Source organism: Streptomyces sp. 378 (assembly GCF_030124145.1).
Taxonomy (GTDB): Bacteria; Actinomycetota; Actinomycetes; order Streptomycetales; family Streptomycetaceae; genus Streptomyces.
The window spans coordinates 241,882-261,455 of record NZ_JASKMS010000008.1 but is presented as its reverse complement, the minus strand read 5'-3'; the positions used below and the strand labels follow the sequence as shown (position 1 = coordinate 261,455).

Below are 19,574 nucleotides of genomic sequence, written 5' to 3'. Positions count from 1 at the left end.
GCCCCTCCATGCCGCGTGCGGAATCCCAGCAGCCGCCCGAGCCGGTCGCGATCGTCGGAATCGGTCTGCGATTCCCCGGCGGCAGCACCTCGCCCGACGAGTTCGACGCCTTCCTGCGGGAGGGGCGCAGCGGGATCGGCCCGATCCCGCAGGACCGGTGGGACGTGGCCGCGTTCACCCCCGAGAGCCCCGAGGACAAGGGGAAGATCCACACCACCGCGGGGGGCTTCCTCGACCGCGTGGACCTCTTCGACGCCGCCTTCTTCAACATCTCCCCGAAGGAGGCCCGGTACATGGACCCCCAGCAGCGCCTGCTGCTGGAGACCGCCTGGCAGGCCCTGGAGCACGCCAACATCGACCCGGCACCGCTGCGCCGCGGCAACGGCGGCGTCTACGTCGGCGCCAGCTCCATCGACTACGCGCTGGAGCTGGAGTCCCTGCCGTACGAGGAGATGGACGGCCACCTGGCTTCCGGCATCACGATGTTCCCGCTGTCGGGCCGGCTGTCGTACTTCCTGGGGTGGCGCGGACCCAGCATGAGCGTCGACACCGCCTGCTCGTCCTCCCTCGTCGCCCTGCACCTGGCGGTGCAGGCCCTGCGCTCCGGCGAGACCGACATCGCGCTGTGCGGCGGCGTCAACGCCCTGCACCACCCGCGCATCCCGGTGATGTTCTCCAACGCGCAGATGCTCGCCCCGGACGGGCAGTGCAAGACCTTCGACGAGTCGGCCGACGGCTACGCGCGCGCCGAGGGCTGCGGCGTCCTGGTCCTCAAGCTGCTCTCCGACGCCGAGCGTGACGGCGACCGGGTGCTCGCCCTGGTGCGCGGCACCGCCGTCGGCCAGGACGGCGACAGCGCCGGACTGACCGTGCCCAACGGCCCCGCGCAGGAGAAGGTGATCCGCGCCGCGCTGGCCACCGCCCGCCTCGCCCCCGAGGACATCCAGTACGTGGAGGCGCACGGCACCGGCACCCCGCTCGGCGACCCGATCGAGTTCGGCGCCATCGGGGACGTGTTCGCCGAGTCGCACACCGCCGACAACCCCGTGCTCACCGCGTCGGCGAAGACCAACCTGGGCCACATGGAGCCGGCCTCCGGCATCGTCGGCGTCATCAAGACGGTGCTGCAGCTGCGCTCCGGCACCATCTACCCGCACCTGAACCTCACCACCCCGTCCGGGCGCATCCCCTGGGACCTCTACCCGCTGCGCGTGCCGACCGCCTGCGAGCCATGGCGGGCCGAGGTGCGCCGCGCGGTCGTGAACAGCTTCGGCTTCGCCGGCACCATCGGCGCGGTGGTCCTGGAGCAGGCACCGGAGGCGAGCCCCGCGCCGCAGTCCTCCGGCACGCCAGCCGCCCCGCTGTTCACCCTCTCCGCCAAGAGCTCCGCCGCCCTGCGCGAGCAGGCCGCAAACCACCGGCGGTTGCTCGACGAGCGGCCCGACCTCCCTCTCGACGCCCTCTGCCACACCGCCAACGTCGCCCGCACCCACCACCCCTACCGCGTCGCCGCCCCGGTCGCCGACCGCGCCGCCCTGGCCCGGCTCCTGGACCGGGCGGCCGGCCAGGAGAACGAGGGCCCCAGCGGCATCCGCAAGACGGCCTTCATGTTCACCGGCCAGGGCTCCCAGTACGCCGGCATGGGCGCCGCCCTCTACGCGGCCCTCCCGGAGTTCCGCTCCCACGTCGACGCGTGCGACCGGCTGTTCGCGGAGCACCTGGACCGCTCCGTGCGCGACCTGCTGCTCGGCACCGCCGAAGACCCCGGGGCGATCGACCGCACCGAGTACACCCAGCCCGCCCTGTTCACCCTCGAGTACGCCCTCGCCCGGCAGTGGATGGCCTGGGGCGTGCGCCCCAACGTGCTGGTCGGGCACAGCATCGGCGAGGTCGTCGCCGCCGCGGTCGCCGGCCTGTTCAGCCTCCCCGACGCCGTGCGGCTGGTCGCAGCGCGGGCCCGGCTGATGCAGGCGGTGCGCGCCGAGGGCGGCATGGCCGCGGTCGCCGCACCCGCCGAGGACGTCGAGCCGCTCCTGGAGAGCCGCCCCGACCTCGCCCTGGCCGCGGTCAACGCCCCCGACCAGTGCGTCGTCTCCGGCGCCCTCCCCGCCCTGGACGAGGTCTGCGGCATCTTCAAGGAGCGCGGCGTGCGCATCGACCGGCTTGCGGTCTCGCACGCCTTCCACTCCCCGCAGATGGCCGAGGTCTACGACGAGTTCCGCGCCGCACTCGACGGGATCGAGTTCCACGAGCCGGCCATCAGCCTGATCTCCAACGTGACCGGACGGCTCGCCCGGTTCCGCGACATCGCCACCCCCGACTACTGGGTGCGGCACATCGGCGAACCCGTGCGTTTCCTGGACGGCATCCGCGCGGTGGCCCGGCGCGGCCGGCACGCCATGATCGAGATCGGCCCGCAGGCCGCGCTGACCGCGCTCGCCCGGCGCGGCGTCGTCGCCGAGGACCACCTGTGGCTGGCCAGCCTGCGCCGCCGGGACCGGACGGCCACCACCACCCTGACCGCACTCGCCGAGTACTACGCCGCCGGACTCACCGTCTCCTGGCCCGGCTACCACGCCGGGCACGCCGTGCCGGCCAAGGCGGACCTGCCCACCTACGCCTTCCAGCGCAAGCGCTACTGGCTGCCGGCCGCCGGACCCCGCCGCGCCGCCGCGGGCGGCACCGCCCGCCACCCGCTGCTCGGCACCGAGGAGCGTTTCGCCTCGGGGGTACGGGAGTTCACCGCGGAGTTCGCCGCCGAGGACCTCGGCCCGCTCGCCGACCTCGCCGACGGCGGACACACCACCCTGCCCGCCGGCGCCTACGTCGACCTGCTGTTCGCGGTGCAGGACGCGGTCCGGGGCCACGCCCGGTCCGCCGTGCGCGACCTCCGGCTGCTCGCGCCGCTCGACGTTCCCGCCGAGACCAGGACCGCCCTGACCACCCGCTGGCGGCCGCTGCCGGGCGGGGGCGCCGAGGTGGCGGTGTTCACGGTCGTCGGCGGGGAAGAGGACGTGCACGCCACCGCGGTGATCGCCGCCGACCCCGAACCGGTGGTCCCCGTCTCCGAACTGGCCGAACTGGACGCGGGCCTCGCCCCCGCCGGAACGCAGATCGACGACGAGGACATCTACACCGACCTCGCCTCCGTCGGCCGCCCGCACGGCCCCCGGATGCGGCTGCTGCTGCGCGCCGCCCGGCACGCCGATGGCCTGGTCATCGGGGAGCTGACCGGCCGGAACGCCTCCGCCGTCGAACACGTGCCGGCGGAGCTCGTGGAGGCCGCCGTCCAGGCGTGCGTCGTCCTCGACCCCGAGGGCCCGGTGTTCGTGCCCCGCGGCGTCGCCTCGGTCCGCCACTTCCGCAAGCCCCGCGGCGAGGAGCTGCGCGTCCTCGCCCGGGTGCACGGCGACCAGGACCGCCGCACCGCCGACGTGCTGCTCCTGGAGAACGGCGACCCGGTCGCCGAACTGCTCGGCGTCCGGCTCGCCCGCCCCGAGGGCAGCACCGGCCGCCGCCGGTTCCTGCACCGCCCCGAGTGGGTCCGCCGCGCCCTGCCCGCACCGCAGACCACCGCCCCCGCCCGGCACGTCGTGCTGCTCGACCCGTCGCCCTCCCGCGCCGCCGACCTCGCCGGACGGCCCGGCCTGAAGGTCACCCGGGGCGCCGGCCTCACCGAACTCAAGGCGGCCCTGGAGGACCCCACCGTCACCGACGTCTGCCGCGTATGGCGGCAGCTCCCGCAGGCCATGTCCGCCGACCGGCTGCGCGCCGAGTGCGAGGAGAACTACCGCGAACTGCTCGCCCTGATCACCGCGCTGGACGCCGCGGGCACCCCCCGGCCGCCCCGCCTGTGGCTGGTGACCGAGGGAGCCCAGTGGCTGCCCGGCGACCCGGCCGGCGACGGCGGACACCTGGCCGCCGCCACGCTCTGGGGCTTCGGCCGGGTGCTGCTCACCGAGTACCCCCAGTACCGGGCCACCCTGGTCGACGTCGCCCCCGGCAGCGGCCTGGCCCCGCTGCTGGAGGAGTGGCACGCCGAACCGCCCGGCGAGTACCAGGTCGCCTACCGTCCGGGCCGCCGCTACGTCCGCCGGCTCCTCTCCGGCGACGCCCCGCTCACCTGGTCCGGCGGCTTCGAACTGCGCGCCCCCGACTCGGGCGACCTGTCCGACCTCGCGTTGGTCGCCGCCACGGACGTGCCCCCGGGGGCCGACGAGGTCCAGATCCGCGTCCGGTCGGTCGGCCTGACCGCCGACGACGCCCGCACCGCCCTGGACACCGGCCGCGCGGAGCGCGAGGAACTGCTCGGCGCGGAGGAGGAGCCCCCGCCGCTGCTCGGCACCGCGGCCACCGGCACGGTCCTCGCCGCGGCCGAGGGCACCGGGTTCGCGCCGGGCGACGACGTCCTCGTACGCCACGACGGCACGTTCCGCTCCACGCTCACCGTCCCCGCTGCGGCCGTGGTGCACGCCCCGCCCGCCGAAGAGGACGACGGCGCCCGGCACTTCCGCCTCGACGAGACCGGCGAGGCGCTGCGGACGGCCCTGTCGGACCCGTCGGGACAGTCCTGGGTGACCCTCCCGGACGCCTCCGAGGCGGAGTCCGCCGCCCCCGCCGAGGAGGTCTCGGCCGCCCTGCGCCCGGACCGCACCTACCTCGTCACCGGCGGTCTGGGCGGCCTCGGCCTGGTCACCGCCCGCAAGCTGATCGCCCTCGGCGCCCGCCACCTGACGCTGGTCAGCCGCAGCGGACGGCCCACCGAGGAGGCCGCCCCCGTCCTCGCCGACCTCGCCGAGCACGCCGAACTCGACCTGGTCCGGGCCGACATCGGCCGTGCCGAGGACGTGCGGCGGCTGGTGCAGCACCTCGCGGCCGGCCCGCACCCGGTGGGCGGGATCGTGCACGCCGCAGGCGCCTACGACAAGAAGCTCGTCGCCGAGCTGACCTGGGAGGCCATCGACGCCCAGCTGGAGGCCAAGGCGTACGGCGGCTGGCTGCTGCACGAGGCCGCCCAGTCCTCCTTCCCGGAACTGGACTTCTTCGTCACCTACTCCTCGATCGCCTCGGTACTCGGCGGCGCCACCCAGGGCCACTACGCCGCGGCCAGCGCCGCCCTCGACGCCCTCGCCGAGTGGCGCGGCCGGAGGGGCGTGCCCGGCCTGTCGGTGAACTGGGGCGCCTGGGCACGGGTCGGCATGTCGGCCCGCCTGGAGGAGCACCTCAGCCAGGAGATCGAACGCAGCGGCGTGCGCTTCTTCTCCCCGACCCGCGCCCTGGACACCCTGGCCAGGCTCTGGGGACGTCCCCGCACCCAGCGGGTGGTCGGCGAGTTCGACTGGGACCGCTACGTCGCGGGCAGCGTCACCGGCGACCTGTTCTACGACCGGCTCGCCCGCAACGCCTCCGACGACGACACAGGCCTCGACCTCACCGCGCTCGCCGCCCTCCCGCCGGCCGAGCGGACCGCCGCCGTGACCGGGGTCGTCCGCGAGAAGGTCGCCGCCGTCCTGCACCTGGAGGAGGGCGACGAACTGAACCCGAACACCGAGTTCGTCTCCCTGGGCCTGGACTCGCTGATGGCCCAGCAGGTCAAGGCCGCCCTGGAGCAGGCGTTCCGGCTGCCCCTGCCGGCCTCGCTCACCCACGACCACCCGACCGTGCGGCAACTGGCCCAGTTCCTCTGCGGGCAGCTCGAGCCGGTGCCAGCCGCCTGACGCACACAAGGACGGATCATGACTGACACACCCAGCGGCATACCGAGGGAGCGCTGGACGCTCACCCACTCCTCACGGGCCCACGCCGGCAGCCGGCCGGACCACCCGGCCATCATCTGCGAGGGCCGCGTCACCACCTACGACAAGCTGCACCGCGACAGCAGCCGTGCCGCGCACGCCCTGCGCGCCGGCGGCGCGCGGCGCGGCGACCGGATCGCCTACCTGGGGCGCGAGTCGGAGAACTACTACGTGGTGATGCTCGCCTGCGCCAAGGCGGGCGCGGTCCTGGTGCCGGTCAACTGGCGGCTCACCCCGGCCGAGGTGGACCACATCCTGCGCGACTCCGGCGCCACCCTGATCTTCGTCGACGACGAGTTCTGGGACACCGTCGCCGCGGTGCGCCACCAACTGCCCGGTCTGCGGCGGGTGATCCGCGTCGACGGCACCGACGCCGACGGCGAACCCGCCCGCGGCGCGGGCCTGCCCGCCTGGGCCGCCGACCAGCCCGACTCCGAGCCGGTGCCGGGCACCGGCCCCGACGACGCCGTGGTGCAGATCTACACCAGCGGCACCACCGGACTGCCCAAGGGCGCCGTCCTCGCCCACCGCAGCTTCTTCACCCTGCCGCACGCGATGCGCGAGCACGGCGTCGCCTGGATCGACTGGCTGCCCGACGACGTCAGCCTCATCTCGCTGCCGGGCTTCGGCGTCGCGGGCATCGGCTGGTTCCTGCACACCTTCAACGCGGGCGGCACCAACGTGATCATGCCGCAGTTCGACCCGCAGGAAGCGGTCCGGCTGATCCGCACCCACAAGGTCACCACCACCTTCGCGGCCCCCGCCATGCTCCAGATGATGGCCGCCGAACGCGGCGCGGGACCGGAGGCGTTCACCTCCCTGCGCAAGATCGCCTACGGCGCGGCGCCCATGTCCGAGACCCTGCTCAAGCAGTGCCTGGAGACCTACGGCTGCGAGTTCGCGCAGATCTACGCCAGTACCGAGACCGGCAGTGTGGCGGTGTGCCTGCCGCCCGAAGCACACTACCCGGGCAGCCCGGTGCTGGACTCGGTCGGCAGGCCGTGCGCCGGCAACGAGGTCAAGGTGATCGGCCCCGACGGCGACCCCCTCCCGCCCGGGGAGATCGGCCAGATCTGCGTGCGCGCCCCGTCCCGGATGCTCGGCTACTGGAACCTGCCCGAGGCCACCGCGCGCACCCTGGTGGGGGAGTGGCTGCACATGGGGGACGCCGGCTACCTCGACGAGGACGGCTACCTCCACCTGTGCGACCGCATCAACGACACGATCATCGTCGCCGGGCAGAACATCTACCCGGCCGAGGTCGAGAAGGCGCTCGTCGCGCACCCGGCCGTGGCCGACGCCGCCGTCGTCGGCCTGCCCGACGAGCACTGGGGCGAGAGCGTGCACGCGGTCGTCGTCCTGCGCCCCGGCGCCGAGGCGCACCCGCGCGAACTGCTGCTCTCCCTGCGCGGCCGGCTCGCCGACTACAAGATCCCCACCGCCTACCACTTCACCGACTCCCTGCCCCGCAACCCCTCCGGCAAGATCCTGCGCCGCGCGGTGCGGGAGCGGCTGACGGCACCGGCCCGGGACCAGCTGGCCGGCACGGTCGTATGACACCGCGTCAGCCACCACGGACAGAAAGGCGTCGCCCATGAACGGGCCCCTGCACGTCGGCATCCTGCTGCCCACCCGGGAACAGGCCATCAACGGCACCTACGCGGCGGCCCCGCTGCTGGGCTTCGCCCGGCAGGCCGAGGCCCTGGGATTCGACTCCCTCTGGGCGGGCGACTCGCTCACCGCCCGCCCCCGCCTGGACCCGCTCATCGTCCTGGCCGCCGCTGCCGCCGCCACCGAGCGGATCACCGTCGGCACCGCCGCCCTGACCCCGGCCCTGCGCCACCCGTTGATCGGTGCCAACATGGTCGCGAGCCTCAGCCACGTGGCCGCGGACCGGCTGGTCCTCGGGCTCGGCTCCGGCTTCCCCATGCCCGAGACGGAGGAGGAGTTCGCCTCGGTCGGCGCCAGCTTCCCCGGCCGCGTCGGACGCCTCGACGAGATCACCGCCCTGTGGCGCACGGCCTGGCGCGCCGGACAGGAGGGCGAACCGGCCGACTTCCAGGGCAGGCACTGGCAGGCCGACCACCTCGACCGGCTGCCCTCCCCGGCCACCGCCGGCGGCCCGCCGCTGTGGCTGGCGGGCAGCGACACCCCCAAGGTGCTCGCCCGCGCCGCCACCCGCTACGACGGCTGGCTGCCGTTCCTGCCCGACTCAGACGCCTACGGCCGGGCCCGCCGCCGGATCGCCGAGCTCGCCGAGGAGGCCGGCCGCCCCGCCGGCGCCGTCACCCCCGCCCTCTACGCGACGATCACGGTGAACCGAGACGAGCGGGCGGCCGAGGCCGAACTGGAGCACTACATCAGCCACTACTACGGCCGTTCCCTCGACCAGATGCGCACCATCCAGGCCTACGCCTGGGGCAGCGCCGAGAAGTGCGCCGAATGGCTCGGCGGCTACGTCCGGGCCGGCGCCCGCCACATGGTCCTGAGGATCGGATCGCTCGACCCGGAACCGCAGTTGAAGGAGATCGCCGAGGTGCTGCTGCCCGCGGTACGCGCCCTCGGCCCGTCCACCACCGTGGGGAGTACACAGTCGTGACCAGTACCACCAGCGCAACGGACACCGGCGCCACCGTCACCGCCGGCAGCCAGATGTCCCGTGCGGGCCAGTGGTTCCACCCGGTGGAGCCCTCGCCCGACGCCTCGATCCGGTTGTTCCTGCTCCCGCACGCGGGCAGCGGCGCCATCATCTACCGGGACTGGGAGAGCCTGCTGCCGCCCGACATCGCCCCGCAGGCGGTGACCCTGCCAGGCCGTCACAACCGCCGGGAGGAGCCGACGTACGAGGAGTTCTGGCCGCTGCTCGAAGCCCTGCACGAGGCCGTGCTCGACGACGTGGACGACCGGCCCTTCGCGTTCTTCGGGCACTGCCTCGGCGCCCAGCTCGCGTTCCGGCTGGCCATCCGCATGGAGGAGGAGGGCGGCCCGGCGCCCGTCATGGTCGGCATGTCCGGCTGGTCGCCCGTGGGCTTCTTCCAGCCCACCGAGGAGCAGAGCCGGATGCCCGAGTCCGAGCTCGTCGAGTGGATCAAGAAGCTGGGCTCCTTCCCGGCCGAGATCTACGACAACCCCGAGATGCTCGCCCTCGTGGTCCCCGCGCTCCGCGCCGACCTCAGGGTCGCCGCCCAGTACGCCGACGACGGCGCCGGGGTCGCCTGCCCGCTCGCCTCCTACGGCGGGCGCTCCGACCCCCTGCAGGAGGAGCTGGACGCCATGACCCACTGGGCCGGACGCACCCCCAGCTACCTCGGCCACAACGAGTACTCCGGCGGCCACTTCTACATCGACACGCACGCCCAGGCCGTCACCGCCCACTTCGCGCACCGCCTGCAGCGGATCGCCGCCCACCACGCGCGCTAGCGCCGCGGCAGGCATCGTTCGCCCCGTCGCGACGCCCGGCACGCCCTCTCGGCGCACCGGCCGCAAGCCTGAGTACGTCCAGTACGAGGGCTTCCGGCCGGCACTCCCCCAGAGCACGCACCGGACGCCGCTCCTTCACGGGCGAACGTCGCCTGCCGCGGCACCAGCGCCCCGACCGGAGAGTCGACCGGCCGGCCTTCCCGGCCACAGCACCAGCGCGGCACCGGGAAGGCGCCCCGTCACGGCGCCTTCCCGATCTGCACCACACCCCCAGCACCGGCCCCACACGAGTTCCCCGGGGGTTCCACAGCCCGGTCGGCCCTCATATCAGCGCCGTGTCAGCGGACTGCGCGACAGTGGCGCACGACCGTCCGCGGCGTTGGACGGGACACCACCCATGTCCCCACCGCCCCGGCGGCGTCAGCGCGTCCGAGGCCGACCACGGAGGAAAGCCGGTGCCCGTAATCCACCTGCCTGCCCCCTCACCCCTGGAGGCCGACGTGTCGCTCGCGGACCACACCGATGTCCTGGACTGGCCCTTCGCCCGCACCGAGGACGGAGACCCGCCGCCCATCCTGGCGGAACTGCGCAACGCGCCCCCCTGCGTGGTGCGCCTCCCGGCGGGAGCCGCCGAGTCCCGCCTGGCCTGGCTGGTGACCCGGTACGCCGACGTACGGCAGGCGCTGGGCGATCCCCGCCTCAGCGCCGACGAACGGCTGCCCGGCGCCCCGGTGCGCATCCAGGTCCCGCCCGGCGGGAACCCGAGTTCCTTCCTGCGCCTGGACGACCCCGAGCACGCCCGGCTCCGCCGCATGATCCAGACCGAGTTCACCGCGCGCCGGGTGAAGCGGCTGCGCGAACCGGTCCAGCGGCTGGTGGACGAGCTGCTGGACGAACTGGAAGCACTGCCCCGGCCGGCCGACCTGCACGCGGTGTTCTCCCGCGCGCTGCCGACCCTCGTCATCGCACGGCTGCTGGGCGTTCCGGAGGACGACTCCGCGTTCTTCATCGAGAAGACCCGCGTCACCATCTCTCAGGAGGACCCGGCGGTCTCCCTGGCCGCCTTCGAGGAGATGTCCGAGTACCTGGCCAAACTGGCGTTGCGCAAGCTGGAGAGTCCTGGTGACGACCTGATCAGCCGCCTCGCCGTCAACCACCACGCGAAGGGCGACATCACCCTGGACGAGCTGGTCGGCATCGCCCGGCTGGTCCTGGTGGCCGGACACGAGACCACCACCAACCAGATCGCCCTGAACATCCTGGCGCTGCTGCGCGACGACGACCTGCGGGCGCGGGTGACCGCCGACGACGGCGCGCTCATACCGAACTTCATCGAGGAGTCGATGCGCTACTGGTCGATCTCCCAGGACGCGATGGTCCGGCTGGCGGTGGAGGACCTCGAACTCGGCGGTGTGGCCGTCTCCAAGGGCGACGCCGTCGTCATCTCCGTGCCCGCCGGCAACCACGACGAGTCGGTCTTCGCCTGCCCGCACCGGATCGACCCGCACCGCGACACCAGCGGCCACCTGCAGTGGGGCTTCGGGCCGCACTACTGCCAGGGGGCCCCGCTGGCGCGGCTGGAGATGGAGCTGTCGCTGCGCTCCCTGCTGCGGCGCTTCCCGAACCTGCGGCTGGCGGCCGACCCGCGCACGGTCTTCCGCCGCGGCACCGTCTTCCACGGGGTGACACACCTTCCCGTGACCTGGTGACCGGCCACGGTACCGGCACCACCGGCCAACCACCCGAAATGATCGAGAAACGGAGTCGTCATGACTTCTGAGACAAGCACGGAAGTCGTCGTCGAGGGGCGTGCGCCGACGCCCCCCGGCGGCGCACCGGCCGCCGCCCCCTCGGCCGGTGCCCTCCTGGTGGTGCTCGTGGGCACGTTCATCACGGTGCTGGACTTCTTCATCGCCAACGTGGCCGTCCCCGCCATCAAGGCCGACCTGGGCGCCAGCGCCGCCCAGGCCCAGATGTTCGTCGTGGGCTACGGCGTCGCCTTCACCGCGGGACTGATCACCGGCGGCAGGCTCGGCGACCTCTTCGGCCGCCGGCGGATGTTCACGCTCGGCATGGTGCTGTTCATGCTGGCCTCGGCCGCGTGCAGCCTGGCACCCACGGCGACCATCCTGGTCGTCGCCCGCATCGCCCAGGGCGCCGCCGCCGCGCTGATGGTGCCGCAGGTGCTCGGCATCATCGGCACGGTGTACACCGGCGCCGCCCGCGACCGCGCCTTCAACGCCTACGGCCTGGTCATCGGAATTGCCGGCGTCTTCGGCCAGTTCATCGGCGGTGCCCTGATCACCGTCGACATCGCGGGACTGAGCTGGCGGACCATCTTCCTGATCAACGTCCCGCTGTGCCTGGTCTCCCTGGCCTTCGTCGGCCGCACGATCCCCGAGTCGCGCGGTGAGGGCGGCACCCGGCTGGACCTCGTGGGCGCCCTGCTGGTCACGGCGTCCCTGGGCATCATCGTCTTCGCGCTGTTGGAGGGCCAGGAGAGCGGCTGGCCGCTGTGGGTGTGGGAGGCGCTGGCCGGTGCGGCCGTCCTGCTGGCGGTGACCGTCTGGCACCTGCGTCGGCGGGCGGCGGCCGACCGGGGCCCGCTGATCGAACCCGCCCTGTTCAAGGGCCGGGTGTTCTCGGTGGGGCTGGCCGCGACGGTGGTCTACTTCCTCGCGATGGGCTCCTTCTTCTTCGTGCTGGCCCTCTACCTGCAGCTGGGCCGGGGCCTGTCGCCCTTGGAGTCCGGGTCCGTCTTCCTGGCCCTGGGCGCGGGCTACTTCGGCGCCTCGGTGGTGTCGTCGCGCAAGGCCGCCTCGGTCACCGCCCGCAGGGTGGCCGTCGGCCCGCTGACCCTCGCGATCGGCTACGCGGCGGTCGCCCTGACCGCCGACCGCCTGGACACGACGGGACACGTGCTGTGGCTGCTGCCCGCCCTCCTCGTCGCCGGGCTCGGCATGGGCCTGACGACCGGCCCGCTGACCAACCTGGTGCTGGGCGCGGCCGCGCCCGAGCACGCGGCCTCCGCCTCCGGACTGCTGAACACCGCCCAGGAGGGCGGCGCGGCCGTCGGCGTGGCGATCGCCGGTGCGGTCTTCTTCCCCACCCTGGCCGACGCCGGCGGCTCGGCGGGCGCCTACCCGCACGCGTTCGCCGTCACGCTCGTCCCGCTCATCGCCCTGGGACTCCTGGCCTCCGCCCTGGTCCTGGCGGCGCCGGGTCGCACCGCACGGCGCTAAGGGTCCCCACCACCAAGGAAGGCAGGCGTCATGCCGTACGTCACCACCCGGGACGGGACCCGGCTCCACTGCACCGACTGGGGCGAAGGATGTCCCGTGGTGCTGCTCAGCGCCGCCATGGCGGACTCGCGGATGTGGGAGTTCCAGGCGCCGTTCCTGGCCGGTCAGGGGCTGCGTTGCGTCACCTACGACCGGCGCGGCACCGGGCGCTCGGACGTCCCCTGGAGCGGCTACGACTACGACACCCTCGCCTCGGACCTCGCCGACCTGCTCGACCACCTCGACCTGCGGGACGTCCTGCTGGTCGGCTACGCGGCGGGCGGCGGTGAGGCCGTGCGCTACCTGTCCCGGTACGGCGCCGGGCGGGTGGGGAAGCTGGCGCTGGTCGCCTCGACCACGCCGTTCCTGCTGCGCGCCCCGGACAACCCGGACGGCCTGGAGATGGCGCTGTTCCAGGAGATCGAGAAGGCCATCCGGACCGACCGGGCCGCCTGGCTGAGATCACTGACCTGGCCGTTCTTCGCCGGCCCCGAGGCGGATCCGGCGAGCACGCCGCTCTCGCCCCGACTGGCCGAGTGGCTGACGGACCTGGCCATGGACACCTCGCCGCGGGCCGCCACGGAGATCTACCGCACGTTGTTCACCACCGACCAGCGAGCGGAGACGGCGGCCGTCCGGGTGCCCACCCTGGTCGTCCACGGCACCGCCGACCTCGGGGCGCCGTATCCGCTGTGCGGTCCCCGCACCGCGGAGCTCGTTCCCGGCAGCACCCTGCTGACCTACGAGGGCGCGGCCCACGGCCTGTTCGCCACCCACGCCGACCGTCTGAACGCGGACCTGCTGGCTTTCGCCAAGCAGTGACCGCGAGGGCGGGGCCTCCCGCGTTGCCGCCGCCCGGCCCCGGCCGGGCGGCGGCCGGGCATACCGCCCGGCCCGCGCCCCGCCCTCCCCTCGCTCCCACTCCCGACCCACCTCGCACACGCGCCTCACATGCCCGCGGACCGGGGCGTCGGGGCATGACTGCGGGCGCGGCGCCCGCAGTCACGCCGAGGGTGCCCGCGGCGCCCGGCCCGGCGCACCGCGGGCGTCCGCGGCGGGCCGGGCGTGCCCTCGGCCCCGCGTCCCCATGCCCGGCGTGTCCCTGCCCTGCCTCCCCGTGCCCGTGCGCCTCGTCGGCGTCAGCCGCACGTCAGCGCTGTGACAGCGGTCGGCGGCAGAGTCGATGTCGTGGGTCCGGAGCCGCAGGCGCGGCCCCGGCCCCGGACCCGCCGGCGCCGTCCCACGAAGGAGTACGCCCGCATGGCAGATACAGCAGCCCCGGTCCCGACCCGGGCACTGATCCTGGCCAACCCGGCCTCCGGCAGCCACAGCCCGGAACTGGTGGAACAGGTGCGCCAGTTGTGCGACTCGTACCTGGAGCGCACCGAGGTGCACCCGACCACCGGACCGGGTGACGCCACCGTCGCGGTGCGCAGGGCCCTCGAACGGCACACCGGCGCCCCCGACCTGGTCGTCGTCATCGGCGGCGACGGCACCGTCCGGGAGGCCGTCCAAGGCCTGGTGCCCGCCTCCGGGCGCGCCACGCTCGCGGTGGTGCCCGGCGGCACCGGCAACTCCGGCTACAAGATGCTGTGGGGCGACCGCCCCTGGACGGAGTCCCTCAAGGCGATCCTCACCGACTCCGGCATCGGCGGCAGCGCCCGCCCGCGCCGCCTGGACCTGGCCCGTCTCGCCGAGACCCGTCAGTACGTCTACCTGGGCGCCTGCTCCGGTGTGATCGCCGACGCGCTGATCACCGCCCGCGACCTGCCGCTGACCGGCCGCGAGCGGTACGCCCGTGCCTTCGCCGACACCGCCGCGGGCTACGCGCCGTACCCGGGCCGGGTCACCGTCGACGGGCGGGTCGTGCACGAGGGCCCGACCGTCCTCGCGAACGTCGGCGGCGGCCCCTACCGCGGCGGCCGGTTCAACGTCCTGCCCGACTCGCTGCTCGACGACGGCCTGCTCGACGTCTGCGTCATCGGCGACGGGATCGCCGCCGCCGACGTGCCGCGGCTGACCCTGACCGCCGCCCACATCGGCCACCCCGCCACGCGGTACGCGCGCGGCCGGACCATCACCGTGGAGCGCACCGACGGCCGCCGGCTGCCGCTGGAGCACGACGGCGAGTACCAGCACGGCATCGGCTCCACGGCCACCTTCGAGGTCCGCCCCGGCGCCCTCCCTGTGTGGGCGCCGGCCCCGGACTGCCCCGAGACCCCCTGAGACATCCAGAACCCCCGTCGTACCGCGCGCCTGGCGACGGCACGTCGGGTCAGCCGCACCAACGGAAACGAGGAGAACACGCATGAGCGACCTGACCACCACCGTCGACCGCTACCTGGCCATCTGGAACGAGGCGGACGCCGACAAGCGCGCGGCGGCCATCGCCGAGCTCTTCACCGCCGACGCCCCGTACATCGACCCGCTCGCCGCCGTCGAGGGCCACGAGGGCTTCGGCGCGGTGGTGGCGGGCGCCCGCGAGCAGTTCAAGGGCCTGACCTTCGAACTGCACGGCACGGTCGACGCCCACCACAACCAGGCCCGGTTCCAGTGGGGCCTGGTCACCGAGCCCGGCGCCGAGCCGATCGCGATCGGTTTCGACGTCCTGGTCGCCGACGAGGCGGGCCGCATCAAGGCCGTCTACGGCTTCCTGGACAAGGTGCCGGCCGCCTGAACCCCTCCCGCGGCGGCGGGAGCACCGGCCGACGGTGCTCCCGCCGCCGCTCCCACCCGCCCGGAGCGACCAGCCGCCGGCCTCGGCACGCCCCGGCCGGCGTACGGCAAGAGAGGTGCCTCGCGCCATGACGGCAGTACTCGGTGAGAGCGTGGCCAGGGCGCTGTGCGACGACTGGGGGAGCACGGCGCCCAGGCGTCCTCGCCGGCCCACCGACACCCCGCTGCGTGAACTGTCCCAGTGGGCGGCGACGCTGCGCCCCGAGCACATCCCGTGCCGGGTGCTGAAGCTCGCCGCCAGTCAGGTGCTCTCGCAGGCTGCATCCATCAGGGCCGGGCTCCAGCACCCGCTGGGACGGCGGTTGGTGGCGGCCTTCGGGCACCCCATGCAGCGCGACCCACGCACCGCCGCGGGCGTCTTCGCCGCCCTCGGGTCCTGGCTCAATCTCGACGACACCGCCTACGCCGGGCACCTGTCGAACTCCACCGTCGCGGTACCGCTCGCCTTCGCCTACACCCGCCGGCTCGACGGGCTGTCCCTGCTGACCGCCGTCATCGCGGCCAACGAGTGCGCGGCCCGCATCACCGCCTCGGCCACCCTCGGCCCGCTGCGCGGCCAGAGCGCCGTGCACACGCACCTGGCGGGCGCGGTGGCCGGCCGGCTGCACTGCGACCGGGCCCCGGCCGCGCTCTTCGAGAACGCCTTCGGGCTGGCCTTCGCCATGCCCAACTGGCCCCTGATGCGCGCCTTCCTGGCCAGCGACGCCCGTCTGTTCAACACCTTCACCCCGGTGCGCACCGCCATGGACGCCTGCGACGCGGCGTACGCGGGGCTGCGCGGCGCTCCCGACATCGTCGAGCACGAGGACGGCTTCCTCGCCCGGTTCGCCACCGTGCCGCTGCCGCAGGCGGTGGCCAAGGGGCTGGGCCGGCGCTGGCACACCGACACGCTTTCCTTCAAGATGCACCCCGGCGGGCCGGGCATCGACGCGGCTGTGGACTGCGCCGCCGAGATCCACCGGGAACTGGGCGGCCTGCGGCCCGAGGACGTGGCCGAGGTGGTCGTCGAGGCGTCCCTGTACACGCTCTTCGCCGGTGAGCGCGCCGCCCGGTACGTCAACGGTCCGGGCTCTCCGCTCGGCGCCCTGGTCCTCGACGTGCCCTACCCCGTCGCGACCACCCTGCTCACCGGCGAGTTCACCGTGGACGACTTCTCCTCCCCGCACCTGGACGACCCGTCCCGCTGGGCGCTGGCCCGGCGGGTGCGTCTGGAGCACGACACCGAGATGACGCGCGAACTGTTCCTGTCCGACGCCCCGTTCGGCGAGGCGGTACGGGAGGCGGGGGAGCGTGCCGTGCCGTGGCTGCGCGGCTTCGGCGGGGACGAGCTGGTCGACCTGCTGGGCCCGCTGAGCGCCGACGACCGGGACTTCTCCCGTGCCACGAAGGCCACCGGTGCCCGGGTCACCGTCCGGCTGACCGACGGCCGTACGGTGTCGCGCACCCGGCTGATTCCGGTCGGTGCGGCCGGCCCGGAGACCCGGGTCCGGCACGCGGACCTGGTGCGGGAGAAGTTCCTGTCGGTCGGCGGCCCGCACGAGGTGTCCGACAGCGCGGACCGGCTGCACCGCATGCGTCCGGGCGCCCTGCGTCGCTGGATAGAGGCCGCCTTCCTGGACTGAACCGGCCGGCCCGCCGCCGGCCGGCTTGGCGGGTGCGGCCGACGGAGCGGTTCACCGGCTCCCGCCGCACTTTCCCGGCCACACGGTCCTACCGCGCCGGCACCGACAGCAGGGCGAAGGCGTCGAGGATCTCCTCGACCCGCTCCACGATGTCGGCCCGGTCGTTCTGCACCCAGGAGATGTGCTGGGCGCCGAACAGGGCGGAGACCAGGACCCTGGCCAGGGCCTCGGGCACCGCCCTTTCCGGCAGCCGGCCCGCGGCCTGGCACTCCTGGAGGAGTTCGACGATCAGTGACGTGAAACCGACGTACGGGACCGGCATCTCCGCCTTGATGTAAGGACGTTCGATCTGCAGGCGCGCCCCCGCCTTGACGTAGACGTCGTCGCGGAACCCGCCCGCGGTGCGCAGCATCACGTCCACCACCGTCGAGGGCGAGGAGTGGTCGCCCTCGAGCGCGGGAGTGACGATCTCGTTGAGCCTGCGGTAGAACTCCTCCGTCACGGCGACCGCGAGGGCCTCCTTGTTGGAGAAGTGGAAGTACACCGCGCCCTTGGTCATCTCCGCGCCGTCGGCGATGTCCTTGATGGTGACGTTCGGGTAGCCGTGCCGGGCGAAGACCTCCGCGGCCGCGTCGAGGATGGTGCGCCGGGTGCGGATGGCACGCTCCTGCTTGAGGTGCGAGGTGTCGTCGACCGAGGTGCCGCCGGAGATGCGCGAGGTCTGTGTCGCGTCGCTGTGTTCGCTCATGACGTCCATTCGTGCCGTGCCGTCCGCTGCTTTCGGTGGCCGGTTCGTGGGGGGATTGGGCCGGGGCACGTGCGGACGCTTCGCGGGTTTCGCCCCTCTGACCAGCAGGGATGACCGATCATCCGCTGTGCTCCGCCCGAGCCTTGCAAGATACCTTCCCGAAGGTATATTAATTTCGTGCCGAAGGGCGCCGCACGTCTGTCAGTTCGCATGGTCCTGGTCTTCCAGTACGGGGGAGGCGAATCCCAGATGTCAGTCGTACTCAATCATCCCAGCATCCCTCAGGCGTCAGCAATGGTTCACGCCTGTGATTCGTTGAGCTTTGCACGTCCCGTGACGCGTGAGCTGGTGCACCGCAGCTCCGTCGCGGAGGTGTTCGTCACCGACGGTGCCCGTGCCGGCGACCGCGAGTTCGTCGTCGCCGCTCAGTGGCCGCGCGACCACGCGCTCTACCACCCGGACGAGAACGGTCTGAGCGATCCCCTGCTGTTCGCGGAGACCCTGCGTCAGGGGATGGTCTACGTCGCCCACCGGCACTGCGGTGTGCCGCTCGGCCGGCGCTTCATCGGCCGCGACATCGACTTCGAGATCACCGACCCCGCCGCCCTGCGGGTCGAGGGCGTACCGCTCTCGGTGTTCCTGGTGGGCGAGTGGACCTGGGACGGCGACGACGCGCGGGGCAGGAGCGGGGCCCGGATGGACTTCCGGCTCGTCGTCGGCGGCCGCGCGTGCGGCTGGGGCACCATCAGCATGCTGATGGTGGACGAACGGCGCTACCGCCTGCTGCGCCGGCTCGGCGGCGGCGCCTCGGACGCGTCGGCCACCTTACCGGCGCGGACGGCCGCCTCCGGGGCGCCGCGCACGCCCCCGCATCGGGTGGGGCGGCTGCGCTGGCGGGACTGCGTCCTGGAAGAGGCCGCGAGACCCGACGAGTGGCGGTTGCGCGTGGACCGCGACCACGCGGTGCTCTTCGATCACCCCACCGACCACATCCCGATGATGGTGATGCTGGAGGGCTTCCGCCAGCTCGGCCACCTCAAGGTGCACGAGGCGTGCGACGGCCCGTTCGCCGACCTGTCGTTCGCGCTGGCCCGGACCACGGTGCAGTGCCTGGCCTTCGGCGAGTTCGACCGGCCCACCCAGCTGGTGGTCGATGAGTGCGCGTCGGGCGCCCGTCCGCAGGAAACGTTTCAGCTGTCCGTCTCGGCGGTCCAGGGTGGCACCGTACTGGCCCGCGCACGGACTGCCTGGGCCTGCGTGGGCACCCGCCCGGCGGCGGCCGTCCCGGCCTCCTGGTAGCGGCGGCCCACCGGCCCGGACCCGGGGCCGCACGGTCGTCGGAGCTCAGGCTGACGCGCGTGTCCCCATCGCGCGCGTCAGCACGCCCCACATCGCGGCGACGCTGGGCCCGGGCCGGTCCGGGCCCGCGCAGACGCCGGTCCACAGCGCGGTGCAGAACGCCGCGACGATGAGATCGGCCAGGGCGTCGGCCGGCGGTGCCTTGTCCCAGTGCCGTCCCCGCTGCACCTCGCCCACGAGTTCGAGCGCGATGCAATGGGTGTCGCTCAAGAGAGGAGCCACCGTGTCGGCCGCCCGAGCCGCCTCCACCTCCAGCCGCAGGGCCGCCTGCGCCCTGTGGTCGGTCTCGAAGAGTTTGCCGAGTCCGAGCACCAGGGCCTCCAGCCGGCTCGTGGCCGGCTCGGCCGAGGTCCTGGCCCCGTCCAGCAGCGTCCGCACGCTCCGGGACAGATGTTCCGTCAGCGCGGCGGCCAGCTTCTCCTTGCTGGAGAAGTGCCCGTACAGGGCGCCCTTGGTCAACCCGATCCGGTCGGCGATGCGCTGCAGGTTCGCGTTCACGTAGCCGTAGCGTGCGAACTCGTACGCGGCGGCGTCGAGGACGCGATCGTGCGTCCGAAGGGCACGCGCCTGCTTGACCACGCTGATCACCTCCTTCACCCCGGCCCGGTGGTGA

General features: G+C 73.7%; 13 protein-coding genes. 11 read left to right on the top strand and 2 right to left on the bottom strand.

The genetic code is table 11. The features are described from left to right. The first annotated feature begins 8 nt into the window (after positions 1–8). The 10 genes from QNO09_RS14440 to QNO09_RS14395 all read left to right on the top strand — a co-directional run bounded on the left by QNO09_RS14440 (position 9) and on the right by QNO09_RS14395 (position 16,854). Positions 9–5,717, top strand: coding sequence for a type I polyketide synthase (locus QNO09_RS14440; RefSeq protein ID WP_283970564.1), 5,709 nt, complete (start codon positions 9–11; stop codon positions 5,715–5,717). A gap of 18 nt (positions 5,718–5,735) precedes the next feature. Continuing rightward, positions 5,736–7,352: a fatty acid--CoA ligase gene (locus tag QNO09_RS14435; protein WP_283970563.1), complete on the top strand. Its 1,617-nt coding sequence runs from the start codon at positions 5,736–5,738 to the stop codon at positions 7,350–7,352. A 37-nt stretch (positions 7,353–7,389) separates the two neighbouring features. Next, the gene (locus QNO09_RS14430; RefSeq protein WP_283970562.1) at positions 7,390–8,394 is read left to right on the top strand and encodes an LLM class flavin-dependent oxidoreductase; all 1,005 of its coding nucleotides are present in this window, start codon (positions 7,390–7,392) and stop codon (positions 8,392–8,394) included. Positions 8,395–8,447: 53 nt separating this feature from the next. Beyond that, complete coding sequence (locus tag QNO09_RS14425) at positions 8,448–9,215, top strand: thioesterase II family protein (protein ID WP_283970590.1); 768 nt, start codon at positions 8,448–8,450, stop codon at positions 9,213–9,215. 455 nt (positions 9,216–9,670) lie between these two features. Continuing rightward, positions 9,671–10,924, top strand: a complete 1,254-nt coding sequence (locus QNO09_RS14420) for a cytochrome P450 (RefSeq protein WP_283970561.1) — start codon at positions 9,671–9,673, stop codon at positions 10,922–10,924. Between the two features lie 60 nt (positions 10,925–10,984). Beyond that, a complete protein-coding gene (locus tag QNO09_RS14415; RefSeq protein WP_283970560.1) occupies positions 10,985–12,457 on the top strand; it encodes an MFS transporter in 1,473 nt (490 codons plus the stop codon). A 30-nt stretch (positions 12,458–12,487) separates the two neighbouring features. After that, a complete protein-coding gene (locus tag QNO09_RS14410; RefSeq protein WP_283970559.1) occupies positions 12,488–13,318 on the top strand; it encodes an alpha/beta fold hydrolase in 831 nt (276 codons plus the stop codon). Positions 13,319–13,756: 438 nt separating this feature from the next. Continuing rightward, complete coding sequence (locus tag QNO09_RS14405) at positions 13,757–14,722, top strand: diacylglycerol/lipid kinase family protein (protein ID WP_283970558.1); 966 nt, start codon at positions 13,757–13,759, stop codon at positions 14,720–14,722. 82 nt (positions 14,723–14,804) lie between these two features. After that, a complete protein-coding gene (locus QNO09_RS14400; RefSeq protein ID WP_030234889.1) occupies positions 14,805–15,173 on the top strand; it encodes a nuclear transport factor 2 family protein in 369 nt (122 codons plus the stop codon). 127 nt (positions 15,174–15,300) lie between these two features. Beyond that, the gene (locus tag QNO09_RS14395; RefSeq protein ID WP_283970557.1) at positions 15,301–16,854 is read left to right on the top strand and encodes an MmgE/PrpD family protein; all 1,554 of its coding nucleotides are present in this window, start codon (positions 15,301–15,303) and stop codon (positions 16,852–16,854) included. Between the two features lie 88 nt (positions 16,855–16,942). On the opposite strand, the gene QNO09_RS14390 is transcribed toward QNO09_RS14395, so the two are convergent. Further along, on the bottom strand, positions 16,943–17,602 hold the full coding sequence (locus QNO09_RS14390; RefSeq protein WP_283970556.1) for a ScbR family autoregulator-binding transcription factor: 660 nt from the start codon (positions 17,600–17,602) through the stop codon (positions 16,943–16,945). Between the two features lie 333 nt (positions 17,603–17,935). Between QNO09_RS14390 and QNO09_RS14385 the strand changes: the two genes are divergently transcribed. Then, complete coding sequence (locus QNO09_RS14385; protein WP_283970555.1) at positions 17,936–18,901, top strand: ScbA/BarX family gamma-butyrolactone biosynthesis protein; 966 nt, start codon at positions 17,936–17,938, stop codon at positions 18,899–18,901. Between the two features lie 45 nt (positions 18,902–18,946). Here QNO09_RS14385 and QNO09_RS14380 read toward each other — a convergent pair whose 3' ends face one another. After that, complete coding sequence (locus QNO09_RS14380) at positions 18,947–19,549, bottom strand: TetR family transcriptional regulator (protein WP_283970554.1); 603 nt, start codon at positions 19,547–19,549, stop codon at positions 18,947–18,949. Positions 19,550–19,574 lie beyond the last annotated feature (25 nt).

What these genes read in the sequence shown, in the direction of transcription:
- QNO09_RS14440 (WP_283970564.1), top strand. Translation starts at nt 9, where the DNA reads ATGCCGCGTGCGGAATCCCAGCAGCCGCCCGAGCCGGTCGCGATCGTC.
- QNO09_RS14435 (WP_283970563.1), top strand. Translation starts at nt 5,736, where the DNA reads ATGACTGACACACCCAGCGGCATACCGAGGGAGCGCTGGACGCTCACC.
- QNO09_RS14430 (WP_283970562.1), top strand. Translation starts at nt 7,390, where the DNA reads ATGAACGGGCCCCTGCACGTCGGCATCCTGCTGCCCACCCGGGAACAG.
- QNO09_RS14425 (WP_283970590.1), top strand. Translation starts at nt 8,448, where the DNA reads ATGTCCCGTGCGGGCCAGTGGTTCCACCCGGTGGAGCCCTCGCCCGAC.
- QNO09_RS14415 (WP_283970560.1), top strand. Translation starts at nt 10,985, where the DNA reads ATGACTTCTGAGACAAGCACGGAAGTCGTCGTCGAGGGGCGTGCGCCG.
- QNO09_RS14410 (WP_283970559.1), top strand. Translation starts at nt 12,488, where the DNA reads ATGCCGTACGTCACCACCCGGGACGGGACCCGGCTCCACTGCACCGAC.
- QNO09_RS14405 (WP_283970558.1), top strand. Translation starts at nt 13,757, where the DNA reads ATGGCAGATACAGCAGCCCCGGTCCCGACCCGGGCACTGATCCTGGCC.
- QNO09_RS14400 (WP_030234889.1), top strand. Translation starts at nt 14,805, where the DNA reads ATGAGCGACCTGACCACCACCGTCGACCGCTACCTGGCCATCTGGAAC.
- QNO09_RS14395 (WP_283970557.1), top strand. Translation starts at nt 15,301, where the DNA reads ATGACGGCAGTACTCGGTGAGAGCGTGGCCAGGGCGCTGTGCGACGAC.
- QNO09_RS14390 (WP_283970556.1), bottom strand. Translation starts at nt 17,602, where the DNA reads ATGAGCGAACACAGCGACGCGACACAGACCTCGCGCATCTCCGGCGGC.